Consider the following 14,872-nt stretch of genomic DNA (forward strand, 5'->3'; position numbering starts at 1 on the left):
CGGCCTCCCGGCCGGACCGGCCATCGCCCAGACGGCGACGCAGGTTCCGCGGCGATCCGCCCCCGCGCTGCGTGGCAGTGTGCGCGATGCGGGCCGAGTGCCGCGCGGCCGCGCTGGCCCGGTCGTTCACCACCGCCCAGCTCAGCTGGTGGCACGTGGGGGACGAGGTGGCCGACGCCGCCCGCATCGTGGTCTCCGAACTGGTCACCAACGCTGTGCTGCACAGCGGCGCGACCGGGGTGACCCTACGCCTGGACTGTACCGCGGAGAAGATCGTGATCCGTGTCCAGGACGACGGGATCTGGCGGGAGCGGACCACCGCATACCACTACGACCCGGCCGGGCAACTCGCCGAGAGCGGCCGAGGTCTGCACCTGGTGCATGCGCACGCCACCGACTGCGGCATGCAGCGCACCCCAGTGGGCTCCTGCGCCTGGGCATGCCTGCCCCGGCCGGGGAGGGAGCGATGACCCCGGGACCAGGTGATCAGGAGGCGGCCGTTACCTCGAGGCCGCGGGAGGCGACGAGCTGGGCGCTGCCGTCGGCCAGGCGGTAGCGCAGGCCCACCACGGCGGCCTGGCCGGCGGCGACCTTCTCGGCGAGCACCCGGGAGCGGTCCAGCAGCAGGTCGACGGTGTGCCGGATGTGCTCGGCGAGGACCTCCTGCGGCTCCACGTGTCCGGCGGCCCGCGCCGCCAGCACGCTGGGGGTGACCCGCTCGACGACATCGCGGACGAAGCCACCCGACGTCTGCCCGTCCTTCAGCGCGGCGCTCGCGGCGCCGACCGCGCCGCAGGAGTCGTGACCGAGCACGATCACCAGCGGGCAGCCCAGCACCTGAACGCCGAACTCGATGCTGCCCAGCACCTCCGGGCCCGTGACGTGGCCGGCGGTGCGGACCACGAACAGGTCGCCCAGGCCGCGGTCGAAGATGATCTCGGCGGCCAGCCGGGAGTCGGAACACCCGAACAGCACGGCGAAGGGCTGCTGGGACGGAGCGGTTTCGGCGCGGCGGGCGGCGTCCTGGTTGGGGTGCTCGGGGGTGCCGGCGACGAAGCGCTGGTTGCCGGCCATCAGCAGCTCGAAGGCCTCGCTGGGCGTCGGGGTCTTGATCTCGCTCATGCCCCGCAGCCTAGAGTCCGGCACCAGCCGTCGCACGGCCGGGGCTCGTAGTGCACCGGTGCTTGACCGAGGTACGGCAGGCTGCGGGTCGTCCGGTTGGTCACCGCACGGCTGGCAGCGCCGGCCTGGAGGGGAGACGCTAGGGGTAGGGGAGTGCTGCACATGCCTGGGAGGTGCCGGCATGACGATCCTCCTGGGGGCGGGGTCCGCGCGGCTGCGCCCGTTCGAGTCGGCGGACGAGGCGGGGGTGCTGGAGTTGCTCGCGGCGGACCGGCTGCCGGGCCAGCCGGCGTGTTCCGCGTGGATGCTCGCCGATGCCGTGGCCGGCCGCTCAGCTGCTGACCTCGATGTGTGGGCCGCGCTGGAGGGGACGGTCATCACCACGGTGCTGTGCACACCCGGCGGCCATATCGCGGGCGTCATCTCCTGCGCCGGGCAGCCGGGCGACGGCACGGTGCTGCTGCTGTGGCTGCACTGCCGTGAGGACTTCTCCACGGCCCAGGCTTTGATCGCCCAGGCGCTTGAGTGCTGCGCCAGTCGGCCCGTGCACGCCTTCACACTGGCGTGCGCTGTGACCCGGGGCCTGGTCGGTCTGCCGGGGTACCGTCGCCGGGTCACCCGGGAAGCTCTTCAGGCCGCGGGCTTCACCATCCGAGGCGGGCGCCGGTACCTGCGGGCCGAGCTGCCCATCGCAGGCCTGCCCCATGTCGCCGACTTCCAGATGAAGGACACCGACTCGCCTTGGGGCAAGCATCTGGAGGTCCGCCGCTCCGGACACGTCCTGGCCCAGGCCACCCTCGAAGGCCCTGTCGACGGGGTCGGCTTGATCCGCAGCATCACCGTAGCTCCTCACGCCCGTGGCCAGGGCATGGGTGTGGGCCTGCTCGGCAGCGCGCTGGACGTCTTGGTCGGCCTGGGTGCCCGCGAGGCGATCGTCTACCTCGACGAGCCCGGCGCCGACCCGGAACGGGACCCCGCCGTGGCCCTGCGCACGTACGCGGCCTCCGACTTCACCGAGGTCGACCGGCTGCTCACGTTCGCCAGGCTGCCCGCGCCGTCCCCGGTGCCGGATTAAGCGGTCTGCGCGGTCGGGGCGGGGCGACGGTCCCCAGCCGGTGGCCCCGCGGCCGCCCGTTGTCAGACCTGAAATCTACTCTCTGCTGTCAGTTCGCTACAGAGGGTGGCGAGTGGTTGGAGGGAGTACCGCGCGGCGGTTCCGGCTCAGCGCGCCGTCGGTGCTGATCTGCGGAAGCTGGTCGATCAGATCCCCGCATGGGCTGAGGGGAAAGGGTTGAAACCCCTGGCTGCCGTACCGGGGGAGAGGGGTGGCATGTGCTGCTGACGGGGGATGAGATCGACGCCCAAGGGTTCATCGACATCGCCCAAACGTGCGGAGCGCGGGTGCTGTACTTCGACAGCGTCGTGTTCGCCGCGGAGGAGTTCGCCGTCTGGGGCGACGATGGGTCCGACGCCGAATCCGGTGTCGAGGACGAGCTGAGCCTGGAGGCTCAAAAGGAGCTGAAGCGGCTGCGCCGTGCCGCGCGCGCCCACGCCAGGCAGACCACGGTCGTGGTGATGTGCTTTGTGGCCGAGGGACTGCCCCGCTGCTGGAGTGAGGAAGCCGCCTGGCATGCCGATTTGCAGGACGCCTGGACGGGGTTCACCGAGCAGAACCGCCTCCCCGCACCACAGCGCGCCCAGGACGCCCGTCAGCGGGCCGACGCCGAGGCTGAGCGGATCGCGGCCGGACTCGCCGACAATCCGGAGTTCCGGGCGGCGACGAAGCGAACACACCGCCACGGCATCGCCGGCTCCGCCTGCCCGCCACCCGTCGGCGCCGACGACGAGAAACCGCAGGAACACCAGCGCATCGTGCGCCGGGCCACGAACCGGGCCATCGACCTTGGCGAGGAAGCGTCCCGCCGCATTTACGCCGGCATGATGTAGCCCGCGGCACCGCTTGGAGGTCGAAGGGAGGAGTCCTCCTTGGACAACTCCCTCGCTGCCTTATGGGGGCCGGATTCCATACGGCGGTCATTCGGCGGTGTCGGACCGGTCGGGGTTCGCGGGGCTGTTGTCTGGCCGCATCGGCAGCCCCAGCCGCCGACCGCCGCGGTGAGCCCAGATGTCACCGAGGACGACTTGGATGATGCCGGTGACGGGAATCGCCAGCAGGGCACCGAGTATCCCGGCGACTTCGGCGGCGATCAGGATGGCCAGCAGCACGGTGAGGGGGTTGAGTTTGACCGTTCGAGACAGGATGACCGGTTGCAGGAGGTGGTTTTCGGCCTGCTGATAGACGATGAAGAAGACGATGGCTCCGATGCCGGCCGGCAGGGAATGAACGAACGCTACTGAGGAGGCGACGACAGCCCCTATGGTGGCCCCCACCAAGGGAATGAGGTCGGTCACGGCGACGAAGAGGGCCAGCAGGCCGGCGAACGGCACTCCGGAAACCAGCAGCACCACGTAGGTCAGGAGCCCGCAGATGACGCTGATCAGCAAGTTTCCGGTCAGGTAGCCGTTGACAGTACGGGCGCACGCGGCTCCGACGCGGCGTATGCGGGCCGCGGGTGCCTCGTCCACGAGCGCCAAGGACCGGTCTATGGCCTTGGGCCCCTCCAACACCATCAGATAGGCCAGGACAAAAATGGTCAGAGCGCCTGTCACGGTGGTCGCGGCACTGCGGACGAACTTCAAGGCAGGCTTGGTCAGCCCGGTGCCGAATGCGTGAATCTGCGCCTGATGCCGCTGGACATACCGCAGAGCGTGGATCCGCTCCAGCAGGTTACCGACTGGCCCGCGGCCGGCCCGGGCGTCCCTGATCATCACGGGCAGACGACCGGCGAACCGGCTTCCCTCCTGAACCAGGGGTATGACGAACAGGGCGACCACCGCGCCAACGGCCGCGGCCGCAGCCAGAAAGACCAGCAAAGTGGCCACCGACCGTCGGCACCGCGGCACCCGTCGCTGCAGCGCCTCGACCGCGGGATGAAGAGAGACGGCCAGGAACAACGCGATGACCGCCCAGATCAAGACCCGGCGAGCCTGGACCACCAGCTCGAGTACGACGTAGGTGGCGAGCACCAGACCGATGGTGGCGAGGATGGTTCGCACCGGAACCGGACGCGTCGCCATGGGCACCGGGTGCCCAGCCGCTGTCTCGGCAAACGAGGAACCCCTCGCCCCGGGGAGACGTGATCTCCCTGCCGTCACACGTGCCAGCCTCTGAGACGGGCTGCGTCAAGTCGCCGCCAACCCACATCGGAGTAGGTGGACACAACCAGCGGATGCCTCGGCCGTCCCCCATGGACCGCCGCGAGGCGGCCTCTGTCCTGCTACGGCGGCTGGCACATATCGCTGGGAGGCCGGTTACGCCCTGCGCATCGGCCGCCTCGATCGGCTGGCGCCGGAGAAGACTCCGAGCTCTCATCTGTACACCGCGGCTGAAGTGGGCACCACGGGTAAAGAGATCATTCACATGATTGGCCGGCACCTGAACGTCTCGACTCAGCAGGCCGCAGAGACTTCGAGGGCTTGCCGCTCATTCCTCGGCACTGGCCTCGTGGCTGATGCCGTGCAGTGGAGCGGTAGCGAACCTTCTGCGTGAGCGCGCTTCCGTGGCTCATCCACATCCAGATCCTTGCGCCGTCCGACCCCGGGGCACGCAGGATGGGAAAAGCCGTGGGCCCGGCGGCGGTGGACTCGTTGCGGGGACCGGTCCGGGCGCCGTGGCCCTTGACGGCGATGGCGGGACGACCACGTACGTCACAGGTGCGGATGCTCAGGCTGAGCTGCAAGCTGGTGCCGTAGGCCGCAACTCTCGAAGGAGTGTCATGGAGGCGGTGGCCACACGCGCGATCGCCGGAGCGTCGGCCCGGTGGGGGAGGGCGCCACCAGCTGCGGGTGTGATCGCGACTGCCCTGCTCTCGCCAGTGACGTGCGCCGGGCTGATGCATGCGGCTTGTCGGTACGTGCCGTGACCGAGAACGCGTCACGCCCTGCGACCGGCGCACGACGGCCCTGTCTGATCGTGAATCCGCGTTCGGACACCGCGCAGGTGCTCCGTGATCTCCAGGTGCCGGAAGGCGGCCTGTCGTCGGAGGAGGCAGCACGACGGCTGAAGCGCTGGGGACCGAACGCCGTCCACTCCCACCGAGCTCGGGTGTGGCCGGTGCTGTGGCATCAGCTGCGGTCCCCGCTGCTCGGCCTGCTGCTGGCCGCGCGCCGTGGCCGCCATGGTCGTCGTCTACCTGCTCCTCGTCGAGCTCGGCAAGCGGATCTTCTACCGGACCACGGGTCCACGGGCTCGCCCCGAACCTGCTCCAGGCCACCGGCATTTGCGCCGCCGCGCAGCACGGTTCAGCACCGTCACCCGTCTGCCGCACCGGCAAGCCCTCCGCCGTCCGCCGGTGAAGGGTCCACACCCGACGGGCACGACCGTGTCTCCCCACGCGCCCGTTCCTCGCCCCCCGTCTGCGTCGCGTTTCTACGTGGCCGACGCAGTCGGTGATCCGCCCTCGCACGGCAGACCCCACAGACGCATGCTCGCTGAGCCTGTCCGTGCCGCTTGAGCCGTTCATGCGCTATTCGTGCTTTTCGCCGCCGAGACGGCGAGAAGCACGACGCGGTACTCGTTACACCGCGACCAGTCCAGCTCACGCTGGCTGCCCAGTTCGTCGAGCATCAGGCGATGCGGCTTGGCCCACACACGAGCCTGCGACCACTCGGTGAACCGGCGGAACGCGGTCACGCCCGATGGGCCAAAGCCGGGCGGAAGCTGGTTCCACGTACAGCCTGACGTGGCGAGAACACCATTGCCGCCAGGACCTCCCGGTCGCCGTGCCGTCTGCGACCGCCACCCTGCGGTCGCACCGGAGCCGGCGGCGCCACCCGCTGAAACAGCTCCTACAACCCGTCCGGCACTATCCGCTCGACCAACTTGCTCGACACGCAAACAGCATGCCGCAAGATCACACCAACGACTGGCGCATGGACGCGGGCCGTCCCGCCCGCATGCAGCGGACCACGCGCATGCTCCGAGCCCCACCGAGCGGCATGGGGCCGATCGGGTGACGATGAACGTGTACTGACGTGGCCACACTGCTCCTAGAAGGAGGCAGGCGTCATGACCTCTCCCTCAGATTCCCCGGGCGCCGTTCCCCCGCCCGGCACCGAGCCGCACACGCAAGACAAACCGCACACGCCGGAGGCACCCCTGGTAGGAGGCGTGGTGGCTGCCCTGGCGAACACGGGCTGGCAGATCCTACTCACCATGGGCCTTGCCGGCATCACCCTGGGCGTCATCGCCCTGGTCTGGCCGGGCGCGACGCTGCGGGTCGCCGGCGTCCTCTTCGGCGTCTACCTGCTGGTCACCGGCGTCTTCCAGCTGGCCGCCGCCTTCGGCGCCCACGTCCCTGGGCATCTTCGGGTACTGCACTTCATCACTGGTGCGGCCTCCATCCTGCTGGGACTGATCTGCTTCAGGGGCCCCCTGGAGTCGATCCTGCTGCTCGCCCTGTGGATCGGCTTCAGCTGGCTGCTGCGCGGCACCACGGAGACGGCCGCAGCGGCGTCCGCCCCGGACATGCCGGCGCGCGACTGGCACCTGGTCTTCGGCATCCTCGGCGCGCTGGCCGGCATTGTGATGATCATCATGCCGTTCGTCACGATCGCGACACTCACCCTGGTGGTGGGAGTCATGGCCATAGTCCTGGGGCTGACCGAGGTGGTCCGCGCCATCAGGACGCGCGTTGAGATCGGCCATCTCGCTCCGGGTAGCACCGCCGAGCGGCGACCCCTGTTCCGGGCCCGTCCACACCCCCAGCACTGATCCTTAGAGCCTGACTGACCGGCCGGACAGAGCAGCTCTCCGACCGTTCGCTGATGCATGTCCGCGCTCCCTCTCCAAGGCCCCGACTCCTACCTCTGTCCCCGGGGGAAAAGTAACCGGCGGGTAGCTTTTGGGTAGTCAGATGATCCGCTTCCCTGCCGTCGCTGCCTCGTTGGGCTGAACGAGTGATCCCGCGATTGACGAGGAAGGGGCGACCGCTTACATGATCAACAAGCGTATGGACTGCACGGCCTACCTCGACCGATTCAGGACCAGCCGGTCAATTGCGGCTGTCCTGCCGCCCTCTGCCGACACCGAAAAGTACGGACGGCAGATCGCCACCGCACTCCTGCTCTCCCTGGAAGCAGCCGACACGGCCGAACCCGTTGGTCTCGCCCGGCCGGCCCTGCACATCGCCGCATTCCTGGATCCGGCCGGCCACCCCGGGGCCCTGTGGGCCACCGAGGCGGTCCTGGACCATCTCGGCGGGTGTGACCCGAGCACGGCGCATGACGCCTTGCGTGTTCTGCATCGCTACGCCCTGCTGACATGCGAAGCGGCCTCGGTCCGGATCCACGCGCTGACAGCCCGCGCCGTCCGGGAAGCGACTTCGCTGGGGCCACGCGGCGCAGTGATCTGATCTTCTGTTCCGGGCGCTGTCGATCAAGAGCGTGGCGTCGTCGGGTAGCCCCTGACCACTCCGCGGCCCACTACACTCCAGCCGCCCGATGAAACCCGCAGGTCAGACAGCGAAATCCTGCTGGAGTACAGTCGACGTCCTGGTGGCGGCCCGATGGTTCGGTGGGCCGTCGGCCTGCACCCGTCCGGTGGCCCGTCGGCCGTCGTAGATCCGGTACCGTCCCGACGTCCTCGACGGCTGCCTCGTCGGCACCGGACTCGTACCCGCTCCGGCATGCCCACATCACGCGCGTCCGGGCCGAGGCCGGCAGAGCGGGCCGAAGACGTCGCGTCGTCCGGGTGGAGCACCCCGCGGCGGACATCCGTCCCGCTGGAGGGGGACAGATGTCCGGGGCCGGGCGTGGCCGAGGGCTGGGGCGTCATCTCCCACGGATGCTGGGCGACCGCGCATCCCGCGCCTCGACGCTCCCCGCGCCGGAAGGAAAACCGCAATGCCCAGCCGAGCCGCCCTCATCCGGCAGGCCGCCTGTTGCCTCGGCGGAGCCGCCGTCGTCCTCGCCGGCCCGTACGCTTCCGTGGCGTCGGCATCCGTCCACCACGGTGGCGGCGTGCGCGTGCCGTGCAGCACGGCCGCCCTGATCTCCGCGATCCAGACCGCGAACAGCCGCAACGACAGCAGGCTGAGCCTGGCCTCGCGCTGCACCTACCATCTGACCACCGCCTACGCCGGCCAGGACGGTCTGCCGGCCATCACCAGTCGGATCACCATCCTGGGCAATGACGCCACCATCCAACGCGACCCGTCGGCGTCCGGTCCGTTCCGGATCCTCGACGTGGCCGCGGGCGGGGACCTGAAGGTGCAGAACCTGACCGTCAAGGGCGGGAGGATCACCGGGCAGCCGGAGCTCGGCGCGGGGATCCGGGTCCAGTCCGGTGGCCGTCTGCGACTGGACCACAGCCGGGTGAGCGAGAACTCCTCCGATCGCAACGGCGGCGGGGTGGGGGTGCTCGGTACGGCCACCATCAACGACTCCGAACTCGTGGCCAACACCGCCACGTTCGGTGCCGGGCTGGTCCAGTTCGGCAGCACGGCCAAGACCACGATCAGCAAGTCCGTGATCCGGTTCAACGTGGCGAGCTTCGACGGTGGAGGCCTGGAGTTCGGCGAGGGCACGGCCGTCGTCCGGGACAGCCAGGTCGATGACAACATCGCGACGTCGGGTGACGGCGGTGGTGGCATCGACAACGACGCCGACCTGCAGGTCCTCGGCTCGACCGTCGACCGCAACACCGCTGGCATCATCTCGGCATCGCCCGGGGGCGGAGGCATCTACAACGACGGTCCGCTGCTCCTGAAGGACACGTCGATCAGCAACAACACGGTCACCGGGGGCGCGGGCAAGGGCGGGGGCGTCTACAACCTGGGTGGACAGGTCACCGCATCGAACGTGCGGATCGCCGGAAACTCCGCCACCCTCGCTCCGGGCGGTGTGTGGACCAACACCCAGTGGCAGGCCAGGCGTCTGCTGATCACGAACAACACGCCGACCAACTGCCAGGGCAGCCCCGTCATTCCTCCGGGCTGCATGAACTGACCGGGCTCCCGACCGGCTGCGGCGCGATCGCCCGCCGCAGCCGTGCTCAGGTGTACACCGGCGGCAGGGGCGAGCGCAGCCGTCCGAGCAGCCCCCGCCGCCGGCTACCGCACCCGGGCATCCCATCGGTCATCGGCACCGAGCAGGCTCTGGGCGCCAGGGCGTTCGCCACGAGACCCGCTCTTGCCCTTATCTTCTCCGGGACTTCGCTGCCCTCTTCCTTCCAGAGCCTTGAGGACGCGCAGCAAGACACGCAGACCATCCGGGCCATCCTGCGCAACACCCACCAGGCCCCGGCAGCCTGTCCGGCGCTTCGGGCACGGCACTCCACGCCGTCAGAGGCCCAACCAGCCTGAGAACACCGCCTGCTGGGCCTCGTCACGTGCCCACGAGAGTGAGGGCAGCGCCCCAGGCGACTGCCCCGACCAGAGCAGGCTCAGGGCCCGGCCCCCGGCACACGACCAGCAGGTTCTCTACGACTGTGCCGGGCCCCGACCAGCCGCCCCGGCAGGCCGCCACCCCGCGTCACCACACCGCCGCATGAACCAGCACGCACCTTGCCCCACGCCGTGCGGCTGTTCCTGAACGGTCACCGGCTCGGTCACCTCCAACTGCCCCCCGGGCCGCGGCATCGCCCAACAGCCCGCAGCGACGCCAGCCCGGAGAGCAGCCACGCCCTGGTGCCCGTGCCGAAACGCCTGGGCACCAGGCAGCCGCGGGCTCGGCGCCCCTCCTGCGAGCCGGGCCCGGCACCTTCTCGCGCTCGGGGCCGCCCGGGACGCCTACGCGGTCGGGTGACTCAAAACCCGGGATCGGGGAACCGGAAGAGATGCCCTGCCCCATAAGGGGAGGGCCGGGTCTCTGGACGCCCGGCTCCCTCACCGGAAGAAGGACCATGATGGCGCACGAAGACGACGGTGTGCAGGCCGTGCCGAACACCCGGGGCATGCGCTCCGACGGCGACGGCGTCACACGCCGCCGTCCGCTGCGCGAGCGGCACGTCGAGGAGACGGTCGAGGTCGCGGTGCCGGTCCGCACGGCCTACAACCAGTGGACGCAGTTCAAGACGTTCCCGCGCTTCTCGACCGTGGTGCGCGACGTCGAGCAGATCAGGCCTACCGTCACCGCGTGGACCATCGGCTACGGCCCCCTGCGTCACCGTTTCGCGGTCGAGATCGTGGAACAGGACCCTGACGCCTACCTGGCCTGGCGTGGCCTGGAGCAGCACCCCACCCACCAGGGCGAGGTCGAGTTCAGGCCGACGGAGTCCGGTGGCACCGCGATCACGGTCCGGATGCTCCTCCAACCGCAGGGGGCCGCGAAGGTCCTCACCCGCTCGTCCAGGGTCGTGGGGCTGACCGTGCGACTGGTGCGCGGGGAACTGGTGAGCTTCAAGCACTTCATCGAAGGGCTCGGTCAGGAGGGCGGTGCCTGGCGCGGCACCATCCGCAACGGCCGGGTTCAGCACGACACCCCGGAACCGCCCAGGAGCCGTGTCGCCCAGTGGCCCGTCGGCTGACCCGCGTACCGCACACGGCAAGAGAAAGGCCAAGCGATGCAGAACCCGCCCGGTGAGGAGCCGGAGACCTCCCTCTCCGTGACACCGCCGAAGAAGTGGGCGGCCGGGGTTCCCGCCGTCGTGCACGCGCTGGAGTACTCCCTGGAGCAGACCTCCCCGCGCAAGACCGGGGTCGACCTGCTCACCATGAACCAGGTGGGCGGGGTCGACTGCCCCGGCTGCGCGTGGGCGGACCCCGCTCCGGGCCGGCGCCATCGCAATGAGTACTGCGAGAACGGCGCCAAGCACATCAACGACGACGCCACGACGCGCCGGATCACCGCCGACTTCTTCCGCGAGCACAGCGTGTCCGATCTGGCCGCCCGCTCCGACATGTGGCTCAACCAGCAGGGCCGGCTCACCGAGCCGATGATCAAACGGCCCGGGTCGGACCGCTACGAGCCCATCGGCTGGAACGACGCCCTGGGCGTCCTGGCGCAGGAACTGAAGGGGCTGGACTCGCCCGACGAGGCGGTCTTCTACACCTCCGGCCGGGCCAGCAACGAGGCCGCCTTCGTCTTCCAGCTCTTCGCCCGCGCCTACGGCACCAATAACCTGCCCGACTGCAGCAACATGTGCCACGAGTCCAGCGGCTTCGCCCTGAACGAGACGCTGGGCGTCGGCAAGGGCACCGTGAGTCTCGACGACCTCCACCACGCGGACCTGATCTTCCTGGTGGGGCAGAACCCGGGCAGCAACCACCCGCGGCAGCTTTCGGCCCTGGAGGAGGCCAAGCGCAACGGCGGCCGCATCGTGGCGGTGAACCCGTTGCCGGAGGCGGGGCTGCGACGCTTCAAGAACCCGCAGAAGCCGCGTGGGGTCGTGGGGCGGGGCACCCAGATCGCCGACCGCTTCCTGCACATCAAGCCGGGCGGGGACCTCGCCCTGTTCCAGGCACTGAACCGGCTGTTGCTGGAGGCGGAGGACGCGAGTCCCGGCACCGTCCTGGACCACGACTTCATCAACGCCCACACCTCCGGTTTCGAGGAGTTCGCCCGGCACGCCCGCACCGTCGACTGGGACGACGTGCGCACGTCGACGGGACTGACCCGCGAGGAGATCGAGAAGGTCCGCGACGAGGTCCTGCGGAGCGAACGCGTCATCGTGTGCTGGGCGATGGGCATCACCCAGCACAAGCACGGTGTTCCCACTATCCGGGAGATCGTCAACTTCCTGATGCTGCGCGGCAATCTGGGGCGCGCCGGCACGGGCGCCTGCCCGGTGCGCGGCCACAGCAACGTCCAGGGCGACCGCACCATGGGCATCTGGGAGCAGATGCCGGACACCTTCCTGGACGCCCTTCAGGAGGAGTTCGGCTTCGATCCGCCGCGCCCGCACGGCTTGGACTCGGTGAACTCGATCAAGGCGATGCTGGAGGGCCGCGTCAAGGTCTTCCTCGCCCTGGCCGGGAACTTCGTGCGCGCAGCGCCCGACAGCGAGGTCACCGAGAAGGCGATGCGTTCGTGCCGGCTGACCGCTCACATCTCCACCAAGCTCAATCGCTCGCACACCGTCTGCGGCGACACCGCCCTGATCCTGCCGACGCTGGGGCGCACCGAGCGTGATGTCCAGGCCGACGGCGAGCAGTTCGTCACCGTCGAGAACTCCATGAGCGAGGTGCACACCTCCCAGGGACGACTCGAACCGGCCTCGCGCGTGCTGCTGAGCGAGGTCGCCATCCTGTGCCGGCTCGCCCGGCTGAGCCTCGGCGGCGAGGGGGACATCCCCTGGGCCAAGTTCGAGGGCGACTACAACACCATCCGCGACAGCATCTCCCGGATCGTGCCGGGCTTCCACGACTTCAACGCCCGGGTGACCCGTCCGGGAGGCTTCCAGCTACCCAACCCGGTCAACGAGGGCGTGTTCAGGACCGAGACCGGCAAGGCCCGGTTCACCTGCAACGAGCGGGTGGTCCCCCGGGCCCCCGAGGGTCACCTGCTGCTGCAGACCTTGCGCTCGCACGACCAGTGGAACACCGTCCCGTACACCGACAACGACCGCTACCGCGGCATCCACGGCAGCCGCCACGTGATCCTCGTCAACCCGGCCGACCTGTCCGAACTCGGCCTCGCCCAGGGCGATCGCGTGGACCTGGTGAGCGTCTGGGAGGACGGCACCGAGCGCCGGGCCGAGAACTTCGAGGTCGTGTCCTACCCGGCGGCCAAGGGTTCGGCCGCCGCCTACTACCCGGAGACGAACGTCCTGGTGCCGCTCGACAGCGTCGCCGACGTAAGCAACCAGCCCACGTCGAAGGGCATCGTCGTCCGCCTCGAACCCACGGGCGACCGATCCCGGCCGGCACCCGTCTGACCGAAACCGACGACGCCGCACCCCGGCGGGACCCGCTGACAGCAGCGAGGCCCCGCCGTCCGTCTAATGTCCTGCGCCGGTAGTCCGTCGTTAGATCTCGTATGAGTTCTTCTGCCGGGGTGCCGGTGCCGCGTCGTGGTCCGAAGTTGGAACCGCTGCTGCTGGGCGATGACGAGCGTGCTGTGCCGGAACGCTGGGCGAGGCGGGCCAGCCCCGCCCAGGCGCTCGCGTTACGCGCGCGGATTGTGCTGGCGTGTGCCGGTCCTGATGTCCCGCCGATCGTCGAGGTGGCCCGCAACCTGCGGATTTCCGCGGACACGGTCCGCAAGTGGCGACGGCGGTTCCTCGCCGAGCGGCTGGACGGCCTGGCCGACGAGCCCCGGCCGGGCCGGCCACCCGCCATCAGCGTTGACCGGGTGGAGGCGGTGGTGGTCGCCACCTTGGAGGAGATCCCGAGGAACGCCACGCACCAGGTTGACCAACGTCCCTGGGCAGTACAGCTAGGACATCGAGGCCGCCTCGCGCCGTCGACCAAGTTCCCGGCCACCACCCGAAAGAGGCGTGGCCCCGGGCCTTCGAAGATCGTTGGGCGGTATGCGCAAGAACACCGCTGAACTCGAGAGGACCTCCCTTGTTTTTGAATCTCCGGACGCGGGCGCTCACCCGGCGCGCGACAGGTGTGGCCATGGCCGCGATCACGACCTTCCTGCTCCAAGGAGCCCCGGCGTCGGCGACGGCTGCCGCGGAACCGCCGGTCGCGGGCACCTACTGCACGCCGTGGGAGGGCCACTACGGCGCGAAGAACTGGACCTACGCCGATGCCCGTGTGTGCCTCGTCGTCGACGCCTCGCAGAAAGCCCACGTCAGGGGCGAGACCGACACGAACACCTACTACTGGGGCGGCGCCTGGTACAACGCCAGCAGCAACTACCCGGCCAACTGGCGCGCCACGGGAACGGTGAGCAACTCCAAGGGCAAGGTGCTGTCGTACGACACGTACCTGGTCAGCCAGACGTCCCGCACCGGCTCGAAGGACGACATGATCAACGTCGGCACTCTGTCGCAATGCGGCGAGTACACCGTCAGCATGCGGTTCTTCCAGAACGGGGCGTACTGGACGGACAGCCCCTCCATCGACTCGGGGGAGCGCACCTACCAGATCGCGGTCCCCTGCTCCTGAGCGGACCGCGCGTCTCCCGCGATGCCGTCGTGGGCAACCCGCCGTTCGTCGCGGCCCCGTCGTGGCCTCCGTCGCGGCCGTGAGGACCTGGCGACGGTCGCCGGTGAAGCCGGACACGGACGTACGCGGCGCTCGCCGTGCCGTGCCCGGTGTACACCACGGCACTGCGCCGCCGCTTGCAGGCCCTGTCCGGCCGGCTGCTGTTTCACCCCGTACTGGTCCGGCCCGGGCCGAATGCTGGCGGCCGGGGTGGAGCTGCGCCGTCAGGTCCGCGCCCTGGAACGGCTGCCGTGACGACGCACCTGGTCCGCCTCCAGTTCGAGGCCGGCGGCCCGGCGGTCACCGGGGAGGGGGCCGACGGGGCGACAGCCCGCCGTACCTGGTGTGACAGGGTCGGGCTGTGGACCTCCGCCCGGCGCACCCCGGAGATCGTGTCGACGTCGTCGCCGGTGGTGCTCTGTCGCCGCTGAGGTCGGCAACGGCATCGGCTTGAGCGACAGCGGTGCGGGAAGGGGCGAGCCCCGGCAGCGATCGGTGAGGCAGCTCACACGGGCCGGGGGTCGCGAGCACCGGACCAGTCAAGCGTTCCGCACTGATCCATCGGCGCCGTCGTTGCAGCGGTGCCTCGCCGCCCG

Annotated in this window: 14 protein-coding genes and 1 pseudogene; 12 read left to right on the forward strand and 3 right to left on the reverse strand. The window is 69.9% G+C overall.

Annotation, left to right across the window (positions count from 1 at the left end):
- Positions 1-86: 86 nt before the first annotated feature.
- On the forward strand, positions 87-470 hold the full coding sequence (locus tag ABZ876_RS36720; protein ID WP_361789973.1) for an ATP-binding protein: 384 nt from the start codon (positions 87-89) through the stop codon (positions 468-470).
- Between the two features lie 16 nt (positions 471-486).
- Here the strand turns inward: ABZ876_RS36720 and ABZ876_RS36725 are convergent, their stop codons facing one another.
- Complete coding sequence (locus tag ABZ876_RS36725; protein ID WP_361789975.1) at positions 487-1,122, reverse strand: carbonic anhydrase; 636 nt, start codon at positions 1,120-1,122, stop codon at positions 487-489.
- Positions 1,123-1,303: 181 nt separating this feature from the next.
- On the opposite strand from ABZ876_RS36725, the gene ABZ876_RS36730 reads away from it, so the two are divergent.
- Both ABZ876_RS36730 and ABZ876_RS36735 read left to right on the forward strand, forming a co-directional pair.
- A complete protein-coding gene (locus ABZ876_RS36730) occupies positions 1,304-2,197 on the forward strand; it encodes a GNAT family N-acetyltransferase (RefSeq protein WP_361789977.1) in 894 nt (297 codons plus the stop codon).
- A gap of 257 nt (positions 2,198-2,454) precedes the next feature.
- A complete protein-coding gene (locus ABZ876_RS36735) occupies positions 2,455-3,069 on the forward strand; it encodes a hypothetical protein (RefSeq protein ID WP_361789980.1) in 615 nt (204 codons plus the stop codon).
- 87 nt (positions 3,070-3,156) lie between these two features.
- Here ABZ876_RS36735 and ABZ876_RS36740 read toward each other — a convergent pair whose 3' ends face one another.
- A complete protein-coding gene (locus tag ABZ876_RS36740; RefSeq protein WP_361789983.1) occupies positions 3,157-4,260 on the reverse strand; it encodes an AI-2E family transporter in 1,104 nt (367 codons plus the stop codon).
- Positions 4,261-5,200: 940 nt separating this feature from the next.
- Here ABZ876_RS36740 and ABZ876_RS36745 point away from each other — a divergent pair.
- Entirely contained in the window at positions 5,201-5,635 is a 435-nt protein-coding gene (locus ABZ876_RS36745; protein ID WP_361790086.1) for a cation-transporting P-type ATPase, read from the forward strand.
- A 126-nt stretch (positions 5,636-5,761) separates the two neighbouring features.
- Here ABZ876_RS36745 and ABZ876_RS36750 read toward each other — a convergent pair.
- Positions 5,762-6,027, reverse strand: a pseudogene (locus ABZ876_RS36750) (transposase); the annotation flags it as partial.
- A 223-nt stretch (positions 6,028-6,250) separates the two neighbouring features.
- Between ABZ876_RS36750 and ABZ876_RS36755 the strand changes: the two are divergent.
- The 8 genes from ABZ876_RS36755 (at position 6,251) to ABZ876_RS36790 (ending at position 14,707) form a co-directional block, all read left to right on the forward strand.
- A complete protein-coding gene (locus tag ABZ876_RS36755; protein WP_361789986.1) occupies positions 6,251-6,955 on the forward strand; it encodes an HdeD family acid-resistance protein in 705 nt (234 codons plus the stop codon).
- A gap of 223 nt (positions 6,956-7,178) precedes the next feature.
- On the forward strand, positions 7,179-7,595 hold the full coding sequence (locus ABZ876_RS36760; RefSeq protein ID WP_361789989.1) for a hypothetical protein: 417 nt from the start codon (positions 7,179-7,181) through the stop codon (positions 7,593-7,595).
- A gap of 490 nt (positions 7,596-8,085) precedes the next feature.
- Positions 8,086-9,189 carry a hypothetical protein gene (locus ABZ876_RS36765; RefSeq protein ID WP_361789992.1) on the forward strand — a complete coding sequence of 368 codons (1,104 nt, stop codon included), beginning with the start codon at positions 8,086-8,088 and terminating at the stop codon, positions 9,187-9,189.
- Positions 9,190-10,087: 898 nt separating this feature from the next.
- Complete coding sequence (locus ABZ876_RS36770) at positions 10,088-10,708, forward strand: SRPBCC family protein (protein ID WP_361790089.1); 621 nt, start codon at positions 10,088-10,090, stop codon at positions 10,706-10,708.
- 36 nt (positions 10,709-10,744) lie between these two features.
- The gene (locus ABZ876_RS36775; RefSeq protein ID WP_361789995.1) at positions 10,745-13,057 is read left to right on the forward strand and encodes an FdhF/YdeP family oxidoreductase; all 2,313 of its coding nucleotides are present in this window, start codon (positions 10,745-10,747) and stop codon (positions 13,055-13,057) included.
- Between the two features lie 146 nt (positions 13,058-13,203).
- The gene (locus tag ABZ876_RS36780; protein WP_361789998.1) at positions 13,204-13,671 is read left to right on the forward strand and encodes a helix-turn-helix domain-containing protein; all 468 of its coding nucleotides are present in this window, start codon (positions 13,204-13,206) and stop codon (positions 13,669-13,671) included.
- A 71-nt stretch (positions 13,672-13,742) separates the two neighbouring features.
- A complete protein-coding gene (locus ABZ876_RS36785) occupies positions 13,743-14,237 on the forward strand; it encodes a hypothetical protein (RefSeq protein ID WP_361790001.1) in 495 nt (164 codons plus the stop codon).
- Positions 14,238-14,527: 290 nt separating this feature from the next.
- Positions 14,528-14,707, forward strand: a complete 180-nt coding sequence (locus ABZ876_RS36790) for a hypothetical protein (RefSeq protein WP_361790004.1) — start codon at positions 14,528-14,530, stop codon at positions 14,705-14,707.
- Positions 14,708-14,872 lie beyond the last annotated feature (165 nt).

The sequence above is a fragment of the Streptomyces sp. NPDC046931 genome, from assembly GCF_040644655.1.
Lineage (GTDB): Bacteria > Actinomycetota > Actinomycetes > Streptomycetales > Streptomycetaceae > Streptomyces.

What these genes read in the sequence shown, in the direction of transcription:
- ABZ876_RS36730 (WP_361789977.1), top strand. Translation starts at nt 1,304, where the DNA reads ATGACGATCCTCCTGGGGGCGGGGTCCGCGCGGCTGCGCCCGTTCGAG.
- ABZ876_RS36760 (WP_361789989.1), top strand. Translation starts at nt 7,179, where the DNA reads ATGATCAACAAGCGTATGGACTGCACGGCCTACCTCGACCGATTCAGG.
- ABZ876_RS36740 (WP_361789983.1), bottom strand. Translation starts at nt 4,260, where the DNA reads ATGGCGACGCGTCCGGTTCCGGTGCGAACCATCCTCGCCACCATCGGT.
- ABZ876_RS36775 (WP_361789995.1), top strand. Translation starts at nt 10,745, where the DNA reads ATGCAGAACCCGCCCGGTGAGGAGCCGGAGACCTCCCTCTCCGTGACA.
- ABZ876_RS36765 (WP_361789992.1), top strand. Translation starts at nt 8,086, where the DNA reads ATGCCCAGCCGAGCCGCCCTCATCCGGCAGGCCGCCTGTTGCCTCGGC.
- ABZ876_RS36755 (WP_361789986.1), top strand. Translation starts at nt 6,251, where the DNA reads ATGACCTCTCCCTCAGATTCCCCGGGCGCCGTTCCCCCGCCCGGCACC.
- ABZ876_RS36720 (WP_361789973.1), top strand. Translation starts at nt 87, where the DNA reads ATGCGGGCCGAGTGCCGCGCGGCCGCGCTGGCCCGGTCGTTCACCACC.
- ABZ876_RS36785 (WP_361790001.1), top strand. Translation starts at nt 13,743, where the DNA reads ATGGCCGCGATCACGACCTTCCTGCTCCAAGGAGCCCCGGCGTCGGCG.
- ABZ876_RS36725 (WP_361789975.1), bottom strand. Translation starts at nt 1,122, where the DNA reads ATGAGCGAGATCAAGACCCCGACGCCCAGCGAGGCCTTCGAGCTGCTG.
- ABZ876_RS36770 (WP_361790089.1), top strand. Translation starts at nt 10,088, where the DNA reads ATGGCGCACGAAGACGACGGTGTGCAGGCCGTGCCGAACACCCGGGGC.